This window comes from Streptomyces sulfonofaciens, assembly GCF_014656295.1.
Taxonomy (GTDB): domain Bacteria; phylum Actinomycetota; class Actinomycetes; order Streptomycetales; family Streptomycetaceae; genus Streptomyces; species Streptomyces sulfonofaciens.
On the sequence record NZ_BNCD01000001.1, the window covers coordinates 261,062 to 274,092 of the forward strand.

A 13,031-nucleotide genomic window follows, 5' to 3' on the forward strand; every position below is an offset into this window, starting at 1 on the left:
GGCAGCGGCGCGCGTCGGCGGGGTGCCGGGGCGGGGTGCGGCCGGCCGGGGCGCCGAGGGCGCCTTCGCCCGCGGCGCCCTCGGCTCTACAGCTCCTTCTTCGCAAAGGCCGGGCCCACCAGCAGACCGTCCCCGAAGGCGCTCACCCGGACCGTGTCGCCGTCCTTGACCTCACCGGACAGGATCGACCTGGCGAGGCGGTCGCCGATGGCGGTCTGCACGAGGCGGCGCAGCGGCCGTGCGCCGTACGCCGGGTCGTTGCCCTCGTCGGCGAGCCAGACCAGGGCCTCAGGAGTGACCTCCAGGGCGAGGCGGCGCTCGGCGAGGCGCTCCGCGAGGCGGTCGATCTGGAGCTGGGCGATCCGGCTCAGCTCGTCCTTGTCGAGGGCGGAGAAGACCACCAGCTCGTCCAGGCGGTTGAGGAACTCGGGCTTGAAGGAGGCCCTGACCACCTCCAGGACCTGCTGCTTCTTCTCCTCCTCACCGAGCACGGGATCCACCAGGAACTGGCTGCCCAGGTTGGACGTCAGCACCAGGATGGTGTTGCGGAAGTCCACCGTCCGGCCCTGCCCGTCGGTGAGCCGGCCGTCGTCCAGCACCTGGAGGAGGATGTCGAAGACCTCCACGTGGGCCTTCTCCACCTCGTCCAGCAGGATGACGGAGTACGGCCGCCTGCGCACCGCCTCGGTGAGCTGGCCGCCCTCCTCGTAGCCGACGTACCCGGGCGGCGCGCCGACCAGGCGGGCGACGCTGTGCTTCTCGCTGTACTCGCTCATGTCGATGCGGACCATGGCCCGCTCGTCGTCGAAGAGGAAGTCCGCGAGGGCCTTGGCCAGCTCGGTCTTGCCCACGCCCGTCGGGCCGAGGAACAGGAAGGAGCCGGTGGGCCGGTCGGGGTCGGCGACACCGGCCCGGGAGCGGCGCACCGCGTCCGAGACGGCGCGCACGGCCTCGGTCTGGCCGATCAGGCGCTTGCCGATCTCCTCCTCCATGCGCAGCAGCTTCTGGGTCTCGCCCTCCAGGAGGCGCCCCGCGGGGATGCCGGTCCAAGAGCCGACCACGTCCGCGATGTCGTCCGGGCCCACCTCCTCCTTGACCATGGTCTGCTGCTTGCGGAAGGAGGCGACCTCCTCCTCGGCCTCGGAGGCGGCCTCCAGGTCGCGCTCCAGCGCGGGGATCTCCCCGTACAGCAGCTTGGAGGCGGTGTCGAAGTCGCCGTCCCGCTGGGCGCGCTCGGCCTGGCCGCGCAGTTCGTCGAGCTTCTCCTTCAGCTCGCCGACGCGGTTCAGGGACTGCTTCTCCTTCTCCCAGCGGGCGGTCAGGCCGCGCAGCTCCTCCTCCTTGTCGGCGAGGTCGCGGCGCAGCCGCTCCAGGCGCTCCCGGCTCGCCTCGTCGGTGTCCTTGCCGATGGCCAGCTCCTCCATGCGCAGCCGGTCCACGGCGCGCTGGAGCTCGTCGATCTCCACGGGCGAGGAGTCGATCTCCATACGGAGCCGGGAGGCGGCTTCGTCCACGAGGTCGATGGCCTTGTCGGGCAGGAAGCGGGAAGTGATGTACCGGTCGGAGAGCGTGGCGGAGGCGACGAGGGCGCTGTCCGCGATCTGCACCTTGTGGTGCGCCTCGTAGCGGCCCTTGAGGCCGCGCAGGATGGCGATGGTGTCGGCGACGGTCGGCTCGGCGACCAGTACCTGCTGGAAGCGGCGCTCCAGGGCGGCGTCCTTCTCGATCCGCTCCCGGTACTCGTCCAGCGTGGTGGCGCCCACCATGCGCAGCTCGCCGCGGGCCAGCATGGGCTTGAGCATGTTCCCCGCGTCCATGGCGGAGTCGCCGCCCGCGCCGGCGCCGACGACGGTGTGCAGCTCGTCGATGAAGGTGATGACGCGGCCGTCGCTGTCCTTGATCTCGGCCAGCACCGCCTTCAGGCGCTCCTCGAACTCACCGCGGTACTTGGCGCCCGCGACCATCGCGCCCAGGTCCAGCGAGACCAGCCGCTTGTCCTTCAGCGACTCGGGCACGTCGCCCTTGACGATGCGCTGGGCGAGGCCCTCGACGACGGCGGTCTTGCCGACGCCGGGCTCGCCGATGAGCACCGGGTTGTTCTTCGTGCGCCGCGAGAGGACCTGCACCACGCGGCGGATCTCCTGGTCGCGGCCGATGACCGGGTCGAGCTTGCCCTCGCGCGCCGCGGCCGTGAAGTCGGTGCCGTACTTCTCCAGGGCCTTGTACTGGCCCTCCGGGTCGGGTGTGGTCACCCGGCGTCCTCCCCTGGTCTTCTGGAACGCGTCCAGCAGCTTCTGCGCGGTGGCGCCCTGCCCGCGCAGCACCTCGCCCGCCTGGCCGCCCTTGGCGGCGATGCCGATCAGCAGGTGCTCGGTGGAGACGTAGTCGTCGCCCAGCTCCCCGGCGCGCTCCGCGGCGTCGGCGAGCACGGCCAGCAGCTCGCGGTTCGGCTGCGGGGGTGCCACGGTGGAACCCGTGACACGGGGCAGCGCGGCCAGGGCACGCTCCGCGGCGGCCCGTACCGCCGCCCGGTCGGCCCCGACCGCGGCGAGCAGATCGGTGACGTTCGCGGGCTCCTGCTGGCCCCGGCCCTCCAGGAGGGTCAGCAGCAGGTGCAGCGGGGTCAGGTCCGGATGGCCGTCGGCGACGGCTCGGTGGCTGGCCGCGCTGAGCGCGTCCCGGCTTCTGTTCGTCAGCTCGGCGTCCACGTGTGGTGTTCCTTCCTCGCTTCTGGCTCGTTCTGGTGCACTGCCGTCCGCGGGCCCCGGCACCCGGGCCGCCCCCGGCCGCTACTGACTCACATAGCGTACACAAAGTTGAGTCTATTCCGCTCAAGGACAGGAAGGGAGGGGGCGGCCGCGAAGCCGTGCACATCTGTGGATAAGTTTCCGGGCCATGGCCTCCCACCGGCGCGACCCGCACACCCCTTCCGCCTCGTACCTCCGCTTCTGGCAGGACCGGCACCTGTGCACCCTGACGACCCTGCGCGCGGACGGCACGCCGCACGTGGTGCCGGTCGGTGTGACGTACGACCCGGGGGCGGGCCTCGCCCGGGTGATCGCGTCCCGGTCCAGCGCGAAGGTGCGCCATGTGCTCGCCGCGGGCGGGGGTGGGGGCGAGAGTCCTGCCGGCGGGCCCGGCGGGCCCGGCGGGCCCGGCGGATCCGGTGCGCCCGGCGGGACCGGCGGGCCGGGCACGTCCGGCGGGCCCGGCGGATCCGATGCGCCCGGCGGATCCGGTGGGCCGGGGCGGCCGGGGGGCGCGCCGGTAGCGGTCTGCCAGTTCGAGGGCCGGCTGTGGGCCACGCTCGAAGGGCTCGCGGTCGTCCGCACGGAGCCGGAGCTGATCGCGGACGCGGAGCGGCGCTACGAGGAGCGGTACGGGAGGGCGCCGCGGCCGAACCCGAACCGGGTGCTGATCGAGATCGCCCTGACGGCGGCGCTGGGCAACTGCTGAGGGGGCGTGCCGCACCCGAGCGGGGCGTGCCGCACCCGAGAACTGCAGCGGCGCCACCGTGTCTCAGGTCCACGGTGACGCCGCTGCGGGGGGGAAGTGCCTGCGCGATCTACAACGACGGGGGAATCGCGTCAGGCACTGCGGGGGGTGGCGGAGATGGTCTGTGGCGCTCCAGGTGCGTCGGGTTCCACCATGTGGTGGTCGCGCTGGTCGAGGTTGACGAAGATCATTCCGTAACGGACGGCGCACCGCACGGGCCGGGGCGCGCCGCGCGGGCGGCGCAGGCACCGGTAGGCCCGGATGTCGTCGTCACCGTCACGGGCCACGACGACCGGCTCACCGAACAGCGTGACCATCAGCGAGTCCCCGGGGTGCGGGATCGCCGTGACGAGGTCGATGAAGTGCCATCCGGAGCGGTAGGCGGTCGCCATCTCGCGCCGGAAGGAACGGTCGTCGGGAGGGGTGGTCATACGTTCACCGAGCCGGCGGAGTTGCCCCAGCCGCTGTCCGCGGACACCAGGCCCCAGCCGCTGTCGGCGGGCGCGAGGCCCCAGCCGCTGTCCGCCGGCGTGGCCGCGACATCGTTGCCCCAGCCGCTGTCCGCGGGGATCACCCGCGCACCGCCGGAACCCCAGCCGCTGTCGCCGGCCGCGAGACCCCAGCCGCTGTCCGCCGGCGTGGCGCCCCAGCCGCTGTCGGCAGGGAGGACACGGTTGCCCCAACCGCTGTCGGCGGGCACCGCCGAGGCGCCGCTGCCCCAACCGCTGTCGGCCGGAGCCGCCTGTACCGAACCGGCGCCGACCTGCTGCACCGGAGCCTTGGCCTGGCCCTCACCGGCGGCACCGAGTGCCCCAAAAGCCACGACCGTGGAGAAAGCGGTCGCAAGTACTGAGCGAAGCAATCTCGTGTACATAGTCGGCTTCGTCCTCACTTGATGAAGTCTTCTCCCCCGGTGCAACAAGACGATGGCTCATTCAGGCACGTCAATGCCACAGGAGCGATGCATCATGTTCTTGCACGTTCAGGACCCTGGGGGGTGGAGCATTGCCTAGTACTGCAACAAACCCGACACATCCCCACTCGCTGGCCGAACTGTGCGACGAGGGGGCACAGCTCTACGCGAGCGCACTCAGTGCCGGTCGCATCGCCCGCGTCGAGGTGGAGGCCGCACCATGCCTCCTCGACTTCGCTTTGCTGCACCCGGATCCGGACGACGCGAACTGGCTGAGGCCCGTCCCGCCGTCCGTGGCACTCGCCCAGCGGCTGCACCCCCTGGAACGAGAGATCCTGGACAAGCGGCGCCTGTCCATCGAACTGACCGAATCTTTTGAGCCGTTTATGGCGCTGAGCGCCCAGAGCCCCGCGCCCACCCATGCGATCACCGTGCTGGAGGGCCTCGACCGCATCAACGCGGCGTTGAACCTGGCCACGGCCGAGTGCCACACGGAGATGCTGACCATCCAGCCGGGCGGCCGGCGCAGCGAGCACATACTGAATCAGGCCTTGGAACGCGACAGACCGTTGACGGCCCGGGGTGTCCGTATCCGCACCCTCTACCAGCACACGGTCCGGCACAGCCAGGGCACGATGGCCTACGTCGACCGGATGGCCGACGGCCGGGTGCAGATACGCACCCTGGAGGAGCTCATAGAGCGGCTGATCATCTGCGACGACACCGTGGCCTTCATCCCGGCGGGCGACCAGCACGACTTCGCGCTGGAGCTCCGCCACCCCGGTCTCGTCAAGTACCTGATCAAGGTCTTCGAGCAACTGTGGCGCCGCGGCGTCCCACTGCTGGAGGAAGTGCCGTACGATCCGACGCCGGACGGCATCACCGGCGTCCAGCGGACCATCGCGAAGCTCCTCGTCGAGGGGCATGTCGACGAGGCCATCGCCCGGCGTCTCGGTATGAACGTACGTACCTGCCGGGCGCACATAGCGAAGCTCGCCGCAGCCCTCGGCAGCGGCAGCAGGGCCCAGCTCGGATACCTCATCGCACGATCGGGAATCCTGGAGACCGACCGGTGAACCAGGGCCGTCCGTAACGGTCGGCGGCCCGTGGGGGCCGGCGGAGCGGCCCTTGCCCACCGGCGAGGACCGGTTGGTGGATTCCCGGCAGGAGAGCGGTCTGTGACCCAGGAGAGCCATGTGCACGGCGTCGACGAGCAACTGTGCTCGGCGGGCATGGACCTCTACACACGCGCCCTCCAGGAGGGCCGCATCCCGCCCCGGGACGCCGACGCGGCGCCCTGCACCGTCGAGCTCGGCCTGCTCTACCCGGACGGCGAGGGCATGCGGTGGCTGCGGCCCCTGGCTCCCTCCATCGCCCTGCCCCGGCTGCTGCACACCGTCGAGGCCGACATCGAGCGCCGCCGCCGCAGCGAGGTCGCCCTGGCCGACGCCTTCCAGCCGCTCATGGCCCTCGACGCGGAGAACGCGTTCTCGCACAGCCGAACGATGATCACCATGCTGCGCGGGATCCAGCCGATCAACGCCGCGATCAGGCAGGCCGCGATGGAGTCGTCCAAGGAGGTCCTCACCGTGCAGCCGGGCGGGACGCGCCCGCCCACCGCGCTGACCGGAGTGCTGCCCGTCGAGCAGGCGATGCTGGACCGCGGCGCCCGGATGCGCACGCTGTACCAGCACACGTCGCGCCACGCCCCGGCGGTCCTCGCCCACTACGAACAGCTCGTCGGCGACGTGGAGGTGCGCACCCTGAACGAGGTCACGGAGCGGCTGGTGATCCTGGACCGCAGGGTGGCCTTCGTACCCGCCAACACCGACCGCACCGCCGCCCTCGTGGTCCGGCACCCGGCGCTGGTCGCCTACCTGGCCACCACCTTCGAGAGGTTATGGGACCTCGCCACCCCGATGTGGCCGCGCCCCGCCCGCCAGGTCCCGGCCGACGACGGCGTCACACCCCGCCAGCGCGCCATCGCCGCACTGCTGATCGAGGGGCTCACCGACGACAAGATCGCCCTGCGCCTGGCGATGAACGTCCGCACGGTCCGGGTCCACATCGCCAAGCTCGCCGACATCCTCGGCACCGGCAGCCGGGCCCAACTCGGCTACCGCATCGGGCAGTCGGGGATCCTGGAGCAGGACCTCTGACACGGCGGGTGCAGTGGCAACGGGGAACGGGCGAAGAGCCGGCGCATTGCCGGCTATTCGTCGGCACGCGGGGCAGCGCCCGGATTCATGGGCACCCGGCTCGGGCGCCTGCGGCCGGACGGCGACGCGCTCTGCCGCCCCGGCCTGCCGCCCGGCACCTTCCGCACGTGCGGCGGGCGGTGTTCCGGTTGTGCTGCGGGGGTCAACGAGATGTGCCCCGGAAGAGGGCGTTCCTCCACCGCCGTGCACACCTTCCAGGTGCCCGGCCCGTCGAGCTGAAGCCGAAACCGCGACGTGGCAGGGTAGCGCCCCGCGTGGTGCGGCACCGGCCCGCCGCACACGCCCGGGGGCGGATTTACCCGCCGCACCGACCCCCATCCGGTCACGATTGTTTTGTGCACGCTATTCACACGGATCGGTGGACGAACTCCCCTGCCCCCGGGAAAACTCTGATCGACGGACAAGGAGTGCCCCCGTGGGATTGCGCAGCACCATCAGCGAGCGTCAGCGACGACTTGGTTTCGAGCTGAAACATCTACGTGAACAGGCCGGGTTGAGCGCCGCGGAGGCGTCGGAGCGGATCGGGATGGGCCGCGCCCAGCTCAGCCAGATCGAAACGGCCAAGACGACCATCCTCACCGAACGGCTCAGGGCACTCTGCGACCTTTACGGATGCACAGACAAGTCCTACGTGGATGCTCTGGTGGCCCTGTCGGAGGCCTCGGGTAAGGGCTGGTGGAGCGCGTACAAACGCTCCATGGTGACGGATGCCCTGAGCCTCGCCGAACTGGAGGCGGACGCTACGGAAGTGCGAATGCACCAGTCACTCTTCATTCCCGGGATCTTCCAGACCGCCGGCTACGCCCGGGCCATCTTCAACAGCCCCGGCCTCGGTTTCGACAATTTCGAGGCGCCTTTGCGGTTCCGCATGGAGCGGCAGCGCATCCTCAACGGCGAGAATCCGCCACGCATCCGTGCCGTCATCCACGAGGCCGCGCTGCGCATACGGTTCGGTGGGGCACAGGTGGTGCGCGAGCAACTCCTGCGGCTGGTCGAACTGTCCCGGTTGCCGAACGTGACGATCCAGGTCTACCCGTTCAGCGCGCAGGCGTACGCGGCGATCAGCGGTAATTTCCTGCACATCATCCCCAGCAATCCCAGGCTGGGCACCGTGGCACTGGAACAACCCATCGGCTACCAGTACCTGGGCGAGAGTTTCCACCTAGAGCGTTACAGCGCGTTGTTCGACCTGCTTACCGAGAACGCCCTTGCTCCTATCAACGTATCGTCCGCGCCCGAGGCGCATTCGGTGAAGGATTCGCTCGCTCTTATCCAACACCTGCTCTACACGTTGTAGGAAGGCACATATGCCCGAACTCCACTGGCAGAAGTCGACGTTCAGCAGCGGCCCCCAGGGGGAATGCCTGAACGTCGCGGTCGCCCCTGACGGAACGATACGCCTTCGCGAAAGCGATGCCCCGCGCACCGTGCTCATCGCCACGCCGCACGGACTGGCCGCCCTCCTTGAGGACATCAAGGGCGGCACCCCGCACGGCTGAGGGCCCACCGGGCCCTGGAGCGTGCCGGTCGTGTCAGGACCGCGGCACACGGCGCCGCACACGCGCGGTCCCCGCGCCCCTGCCGGGCCGCCCCGGCACCCGGGGCACCCGCCGGGGGCGCGGGGACCGCGCGATCGGCCACGGCGAAGGCCAGTCCCGGCCACCAGGCAAGCGGCCCGGGCGGGGCGGGTGCCCCGGGTCCGGCACGGCCCCGGACCGCGCCGGGCCGGACCGCGCCGGGCCAGGGCCGGATCACCGGCAGACGACACGCCCGCGCCCCGACCGGGACACCCGTGCCCCATGGAGCAGCCGGGTCCCCGCGGAACCCCCCGCGCGCCACCACGCGCCCATGCCCGCACCCGCACCCGCACCCGCGCCCCGCAGAAACACCGCCGCCCCCGCCGGAGAACCGGTGACGCCGGTACGGCGGCCGGTCCGGGACCCGGACAGGGGCGGGAGCAGGAGCAGGAGCGGGAGCAAGGGTGGGCACAGCGGCTGGGCCGGATGCGGACGGGCCAGGAAAGGTCAGTCGGCGGCCTTCTTCGGCCGCCACACGACCAGCGCACTGGTCTGCTGGACCTCCTGGTACGGCACCAGGTCCCTGCGGTACGAGGCGTGCACCGCCGCCTCCCGCTGGCGCATGGCCGCCGCGGCGCCGTCGACCGCGTCCTGGAGTTCGGCGACGCGCGCCTGGAGAGCGGCCACCTGGTTCTCCAGCTCGATGATCCGCTTGATGCCGGCGAGGTTGATGCCCTCGTCCTGCGACAACTGCTGCACCTGCCGGAGCAGTTCGATGTCGCGGGCCGAGTAGCGGCGGCCGCGGCCCGCGGTGCGGTCCGGCGAGACCAGACCCAGGCGGTCGTACTGCCGCAGCGTCTGCGGGTGCAGCCCGCTGAGCTGGGCCGCCACCGAGATGACGTACACCGGGCTCTCTTCGGTCAGCTCGTACGGGTTCCGACCGCGTCCTCGCCGGCTGTCCATAGCGTCAAGCTCCCTTCGCGGCCTGGAAAAGCTCCGCCCGCGGGTCCTCTCCCGCGGTGGCATCGCGATACGCCTCCAGGGCGTCACGCGCCTTGCCTGTCACGTCCTTCGGTACCACGACCTCCACGGTGACGAGAAGGTCTCCGCGGGTGCCGTCCTGGCGGACCGCGCCCTTGCCACGAGCGCGCATCGTACGCCCGTTCGGGGTGCTCTCGGGCAGTTTCAGGGTGACCGGAGGGCCGCCCAGGGTCGGGACCTTCACCTCGCCGCCGAGGGCGGCCTCCGAGAAGGTGACCGGCACGGTGACGGTGAGGTTGTCGCCCCTGCGGCCGAAGACCGGGTGGGCGTCGACGTGGACCACGACGTAGAGGTCCCCGGCGGGACCGCCGCGCTCGCCCGGCGTGCCCTTGCCGCGCAGCCGGATGCGCTGCCCGTCGGAGACACCCGCCGGGATGCGCACCTGCATCGTCCGCGACGACTTGGCGCGGCCCGAGCCCTTGCAGACGTCACAGGGGTCCTGGGCGATGAGGCCGCGGCCCTTGCAGTCCACGCACGGGTCGGTGAGCGAGAATCCGCCACCCCCGCCGCGGGAGACCTGCCCGGTGCCGACGCAGGTCGGGCAGACGCGGGGTGTGCCGTTCTTGTCGCCGGTGCCGGAGCACGCCTTGCAGGGGGCCTGCGAGGACATCCGCAGCGGGACCGTCGCCCCGTTGATGGCCTCCGTGAAGCTGAGGGTCACCTCGGACTCGATGTCCTGGCCGCGCCTGGGCTGCACGCGGCTGCCCGCGGTACCCGTGCCGCCGCGGTTGAAGAGACCGCCGAAGACATCGCCGAGACCGCCGCCGAAGCCGCCGGCGCCGCCCTGGGGGCCGCCGCCACCGCCGCCGAAGAGGTCGCCGAGGTCGAAGTTGAAGCTGCCGCCGCCCCCTGCTGGCCCGGGGCGGAAGCCCCCGTTGCCGAAGAGGGTGCGGGCCTCGTCGTACTCCTTGCGCTTCTTCGGGTCACCGAGCACGTCATTGGCCTCGGAGATCTCCTTGAAGCGCTCCTCCGCCCTGGCGTTGCCCTTGTTGGCGTCCGGGTGGTTCTCGCGGGCGAGCTTCCGGTACGCCTTCTTGATCTCCGCTTCGGTGGCGTCCTTGGGGACGCCGAGAACCTTGTAGTAGTCCTTCTCGATGAAGTCCTTGGTGCTCATTCCCGGCGTCCCTCCTCCCACTCGTGTGCCGCCCGGTGCGCGGCGGCGAGCCGGTGCGCTACGTCAGCCCTCGTCCGGGCCACCGCTGTCCCTGCTGTCGGCGCTCCGGCCCTCGGACGGCTCCGCGGAGCCGTCCGCCGAAGGCTCTCCCGGTTCGCCGGCCTCGTTCTTCCCGCTCTTCGCGGGCTTGTCCTGCTTGACGGTCTGCGCGCCCGGCTGGGGCTCGGCCACCGCCACCCGCGCGGGGCGGATGGTGCGCTCGCCGAACCGATACCCAGGCTGCAGAATCGCCACGCACGTGGTCTCCGTGACGTCCGGCGCATAGCTGTGCATCAGGGCCTCGTGGACCGTCGGATCGAAGGGCTCGCCCTCCTTGCCGAACTGCTGGAGGCCCATCTTGGCCGCGACCGTCTCCAGGGACTCGGCCACCGACTTGAAGCCGCCGACCAGCTCGCCGTGCTCCCGCGCGCGGCCGATGTCGTCCAGCACCGGGAGCAGCTCGGTCAGGAGGTTCGCGACGGCGATCTCCTTGACGGCGATCCGGTCCCGCTCGACCCGGCGTCGGTAGTTCTGGAACTCGGCCTGCAACCGCTGGAGGTCGCCGGTGCGCTCGCCGAGCGCACTGCGCACCTGGTCGAGCTGGGCCCGCAGCCCCGCCGTCTCGTCCCCGGCCGGGGCCGCCGCGCCCTCCTTGGAGGACTCGGCGGCCTTCGACTCGGCGTCGTCAGGGGTGGCGCCGGAGGAGACGTCGGCGGGCTCGTGCTGCTCGTCGAAGCCCGGGGTCTCCTCCGTCACGCGGCACCGTCCTTCCGCTCATCGTCGACGATCTCGGCGTCGACGACGTCGTCGGCGTCATCGGCCTTGGGCTGTCCCGCACCGGCGCCCGCGCCGGCGGCGGAGGCACCCTCGCCCGCGGCCTGGGCATCGGCGTACATGGCCTGGCCCAGCTTCTGGGAGACCGCGGCGACCTTCTCGGTGGCGGTGCGGATCTCGCCCGTGTCGTCGCCCTTGAGCTTCTCCTTGAGGTCGGCCACGGAGGTCTCGACCTCGGTCTTGATCTCGCCGGGGACCTTGTCCTCGTTGTCCTTGAGGAACTTCTCCGTCTGGTAGACGAGCTGCTCGCCCTGGTTGCGGGTCTCGGCGGCCTCGCGGCGGCGGTGGTCCTCCTCCGCGTACTGCTCGGCCTCCTGGCGCATCCGGTCGACCTCGTCCTTCGGCAGCGAGGAGCCGCCGGTGACGGTCATCTTCTGCTCCTTGCCGGTGCCCAGGTCCTTCGCGGTGACGTGCATGATGCCGTTCGCGTCGATGTCGAAGGAGACCTCGATCTGCGGGACGCCGCGCGGCGCCGGGGGCAGACCGGTCAGCTCGAACATGCCGAGCTTCTTGTTGTACGCGGCGATCTCGCGCTCGCCCTGGTAGACCTGGATCTGCACCGACGGCTGGTTGTCCTCGGCGGTGGTGAAGATCTCGGAGCGCTTGGTCGGGATCGTGGTGTTGCGCTCGATCAGCTTGGTCATGATGCCGCCCTTGGTCTCGATGCCGAGGGACAGCGGGGTGACGTCGAGCAGCAGGACGTCCTTGACCTCGCCCTTGAGGACGCCGGCCTGGAGCGAGGCACCGATGGCGACGACCTCGTCCGGGTTCACGCCCTTGTTGGCCTCCTTGCCGCCGGTCAGCTCCTTGACGAGCTCGGCGACGGCCGGCATACGGGTGGAACCGCCCACCAGGACGACGTGGTCGATCTCGCCCAACTGGATGCCCGCGTCCTTGATGACGTTGTGGAACGGCGTCTTGCAGCGCTCCAGGAGGTCGGACGTCAACTGCTGGAACTGGGCGCGGGTCAGGCGCTCGTCCAGGTGCAGCGGGCCCTCGGCGGAGGCCGTGATGTAGGGCAGGTTGATGGTGGTCTCGGTCGACGAGGACAGCTCGATCTTCGCCTTCTCCGCCGCCTCGCGCAGCCGCTGGAGCGCCATCTTGTCCTTGGACAGGTCGACGCCGTGGCCGTTGGCGAACTGCTTGACCAGGTAGTCGACGACGCGCTGGTCCCAGTCGTCGCCGCCGAGGTGGTTGTCGCCGTTGGTGGCCTTCACCTCGACGACGCCGTCGCCGATCTCCAGCAGCGAGACGTCGAAGGTGCCGCCGCCGAGGTCGAAGACCAGGATCGTCTGGTCGTCCTTGTCCAGGCCGTAGGCCAGGGCGGCGGCCGTGGGCTCGTTGACGATGCGCAGGACGTTCAGGCCCGCGATCTCGCCGGCCTCCTTGGTGGCCTGGCGCTCGGAGTCGTTGAAGTACGCGGGGACGGTGATCACGGCGTCCGTGACCTTCTCGCCCAGGTAGGACTCCGCGTCGCGCTTCAGCTTCTGAAGGATGAAGGCGGAGATCTGCTGCGGGTTGAAGCCCTTCTCGTCGATGTCGATCTTCCAGCCGGTGCCCATGTGGCGCTTGACCGACCGAACGGTCCTGTCGACGTTGGTGACCGCCTGACGCTTCGCTACCTCGCCGACGAGCACCTCGCCGTTCTTGGCGAAGGCGACGACGGACGGCGTGGTCCTGGCGCCCTCTGCGTTGGTGATGACGGTGGGCTCACCGCCCTCCAGAACGCTGACGACGGAGTTAGTCGTGCCCAGGTCGATGCCGACCGCACGTGCCATTTCGATTCCTCCAGCTTTATTGAGCGGATCGGGCTCAAGGATGCCTCACCGCGCACAGTGCGTCAACAGAGCTGAGTCGAT

General features: G+C 70.8%; 12 protein-coding genes and 1 pseudogene. 6 read left to right on the top strand and 7 right to left on the bottom strand.

Translation table 11 applies throughout. From position 1 onward, the window contains the following. Window positions 1–86 precede the first annotated feature (86 nt). On the bottom strand, window positions 87–2,708 hold the full coding sequence (clpB, locus tag IE313_RS00995) for an ATP-dependent chaperone ClpB (protein ID WP_189928925.1): 2,622 nt from the start codon (window positions 2,706–2,708) through the stop codon (window positions 87–89). A gap of 187 nt (window positions 2,709–2,895) precedes the next feature. On the opposite strand from clpB, the pseudogene IE313_RS36585 reads away from it, so the two are divergent. Together IE313_RS36585 and IE313_RS36150 are read left to right on the top strand one after the other, a co-directional pair. Next, window positions 2,896–3,105, top strand: a pseudogene (locus IE313_RS36585) (pyridoxamine 5'-phosphate oxidase family protein); the annotation flags it as partial. After that, complete coding sequence (locus tag IE313_RS36150; protein WP_444546246.1) at window positions 3,082–3,456, top strand: pyridoxamine 5'-phosphate oxidase family protein; 375 nt, start codon at window positions 3,082–3,084, stop codon at window positions 3,454–3,456. The pseudogene IE313_RS36585 and the gene IE313_RS36150, both read left to right, overlap by 24 nt. Window positions 3,457–3,587: 131 nt before the next feature. Here the strand turns inward: IE313_RS36150 and IE313_RS01010 are convergent, their stop codons facing one another. Continuing rightward, window positions 3,588–3,926 carry a Rieske (2Fe-2S) protein gene (locus IE313_RS01010; protein WP_189928926.1) on the bottom strand — a complete coding sequence of 113 codons (339 nt, stop codon included), beginning with the start codon at window positions 3,924–3,926 and terminating at the stop codon, window positions 3,588–3,590. Further along, window positions 3,923–4,318 (bottom strand): hypothetical protein, encoded by a 396-nt coding sequence (locus IE313_RS01015; RefSeq protein WP_189928927.1) that lies wholly within the window; start codon window positions 4,316–4,318, stop codon window positions 3,923–3,925. The genes IE313_RS01010 and IE313_RS01015 overlap by 4 nt, the downstream gene beginning before the upstream one ends. A gap of 182 nt (window positions 4,319–4,500) precedes the next feature. On the opposite strand from IE313_RS01015, the gene IE313_RS01020 reads away from it, so the two are divergent. The 4 genes from IE313_RS01020 to IE313_RS01035 all read left to right on the top strand — a co-directional run bounded on the left by IE313_RS01020 (window position 4,501) and on the right by IE313_RS01035 (window position 8,126). Continuing rightward, window positions 4,501–5,484 carry a helix-turn-helix transcriptional regulator gene (locus IE313_RS01020; RefSeq protein WP_189928928.1) on the top strand — a complete coding sequence of 328 codons (984 nt, stop codon included), beginning with the start codon at window positions 4,501–4,503 and terminating at the stop codon, window positions 5,482–5,484. 102 nt (window positions 5,485–5,586) lie between these two features. Beyond that, complete coding sequence (locus tag IE313_RS01025) at window positions 5,587–6,567, top strand: helix-turn-helix transcriptional regulator (RefSeq protein ID WP_229924272.1); 981 nt, start codon at window positions 5,587–5,589, stop codon at window positions 6,565–6,567. 475 nt (window positions 6,568–7,042) lie between these two features. After that, window positions 7,043–7,924, top strand: coding sequence for a helix-turn-helix domain-containing protein (locus tag IE313_RS01030; RefSeq protein WP_189928929.1), 882 nt, complete (start codon window positions 7,043–7,045; stop codon window positions 7,922–7,924). Window positions 7,925–7,934: 10 nt separating this feature from the next. After that, entirely contained in the window at window positions 7,935–8,126 is a 192-nt protein-coding gene (locus tag IE313_RS01035; RefSeq protein ID WP_189928930.1) for a DUF397 domain-containing protein, read from the top strand. A 525-nt stretch (window positions 8,127–8,651) separates the two neighbouring features. Here the strand turns inward: IE313_RS01035 and IE313_RS01040 are convergent. The 4 genes from IE313_RS01040 to dnaK all read right to left on the bottom strand — a co-directional run bounded on the left by IE313_RS01040 (window position 8,652) and on the right by dnaK (window position 12,950). Further along, window positions 8,652–9,107: a heat shock protein transcriptional repressor HspR gene (locus IE313_RS01040; protein WP_189928931.1), complete on the bottom strand. Its 456-nt coding sequence runs from the start codon at window positions 9,105–9,107 to the stop codon at window positions 8,652–8,654. Between the two features lie 4 nt (window positions 9,108–9,111). Further along, window positions 9,112–10,299 carry a molecular chaperone DnaJ gene (gene dnaJ / locus IE313_RS01045; RefSeq protein WP_189928932.1) on the bottom strand — a complete coding sequence of 396 codons (1,188 nt, stop codon included), beginning with the start codon at window positions 10,297–10,299 and terminating at the stop codon, window positions 9,112–9,114. A 63-nt stretch (window positions 10,300–10,362) separates the two neighbouring features. Then, complete coding sequence (grpE, locus tag IE313_RS01050; RefSeq protein ID WP_189928933.1) at window positions 10,363–11,094, bottom strand: nucleotide exchange factor GrpE; 732 nt, start codon at window positions 11,092–11,094, stop codon at window positions 10,363–10,365. Continuing rightward, window positions 11,091–12,950, bottom strand: a complete 1,860-nt coding sequence (gene dnaK / locus IE313_RS01055) for a molecular chaperone DnaK (RefSeq protein ID WP_189928934.1) — start codon at window positions 12,948–12,950, stop codon at window positions 11,091–11,093. Before dnaK ends, grpE begins: the two co-directional genes overlap by 4 nt. Window positions 12,951–13,031 lie beyond the last annotated feature (81 nt).

Coding starts and splice junctions, on each gene's coding strand:
- dnaJ (WP_189928932.1), bottom strand. CDS start 10,299: ATGAGCACCAAGGACTTCATCGAGAAGGACTACTACAAGGTTCTCGGC.
- dnaK (WP_189928934.1), bottom strand. CDS start 12,950: ATGGCACGTGCGGTCGGCATCGACCTGGGCACGACTAACTCCGTCGTC.
- IE313_RS01035 (WP_189928930.1), top strand. CDS start 7,935: ATGCCCGAACTCCACTGGCAGAAGTCGACGTTCAGCAGCGGCCCCCAG.
- IE313_RS01040 (WP_189928931.1), bottom strand. CDS start 9,107: ATGGACAGCCGGCGAGGACGCGGTCGGAACCCGTACGAGCTGACCGAA.
- IE313_RS01010 (WP_189928926.1), bottom strand. CDS start 3,926: ATGACCACCCCTCCCGACGACCGTTCCTTCCGGCGCGAGATGGCGACC.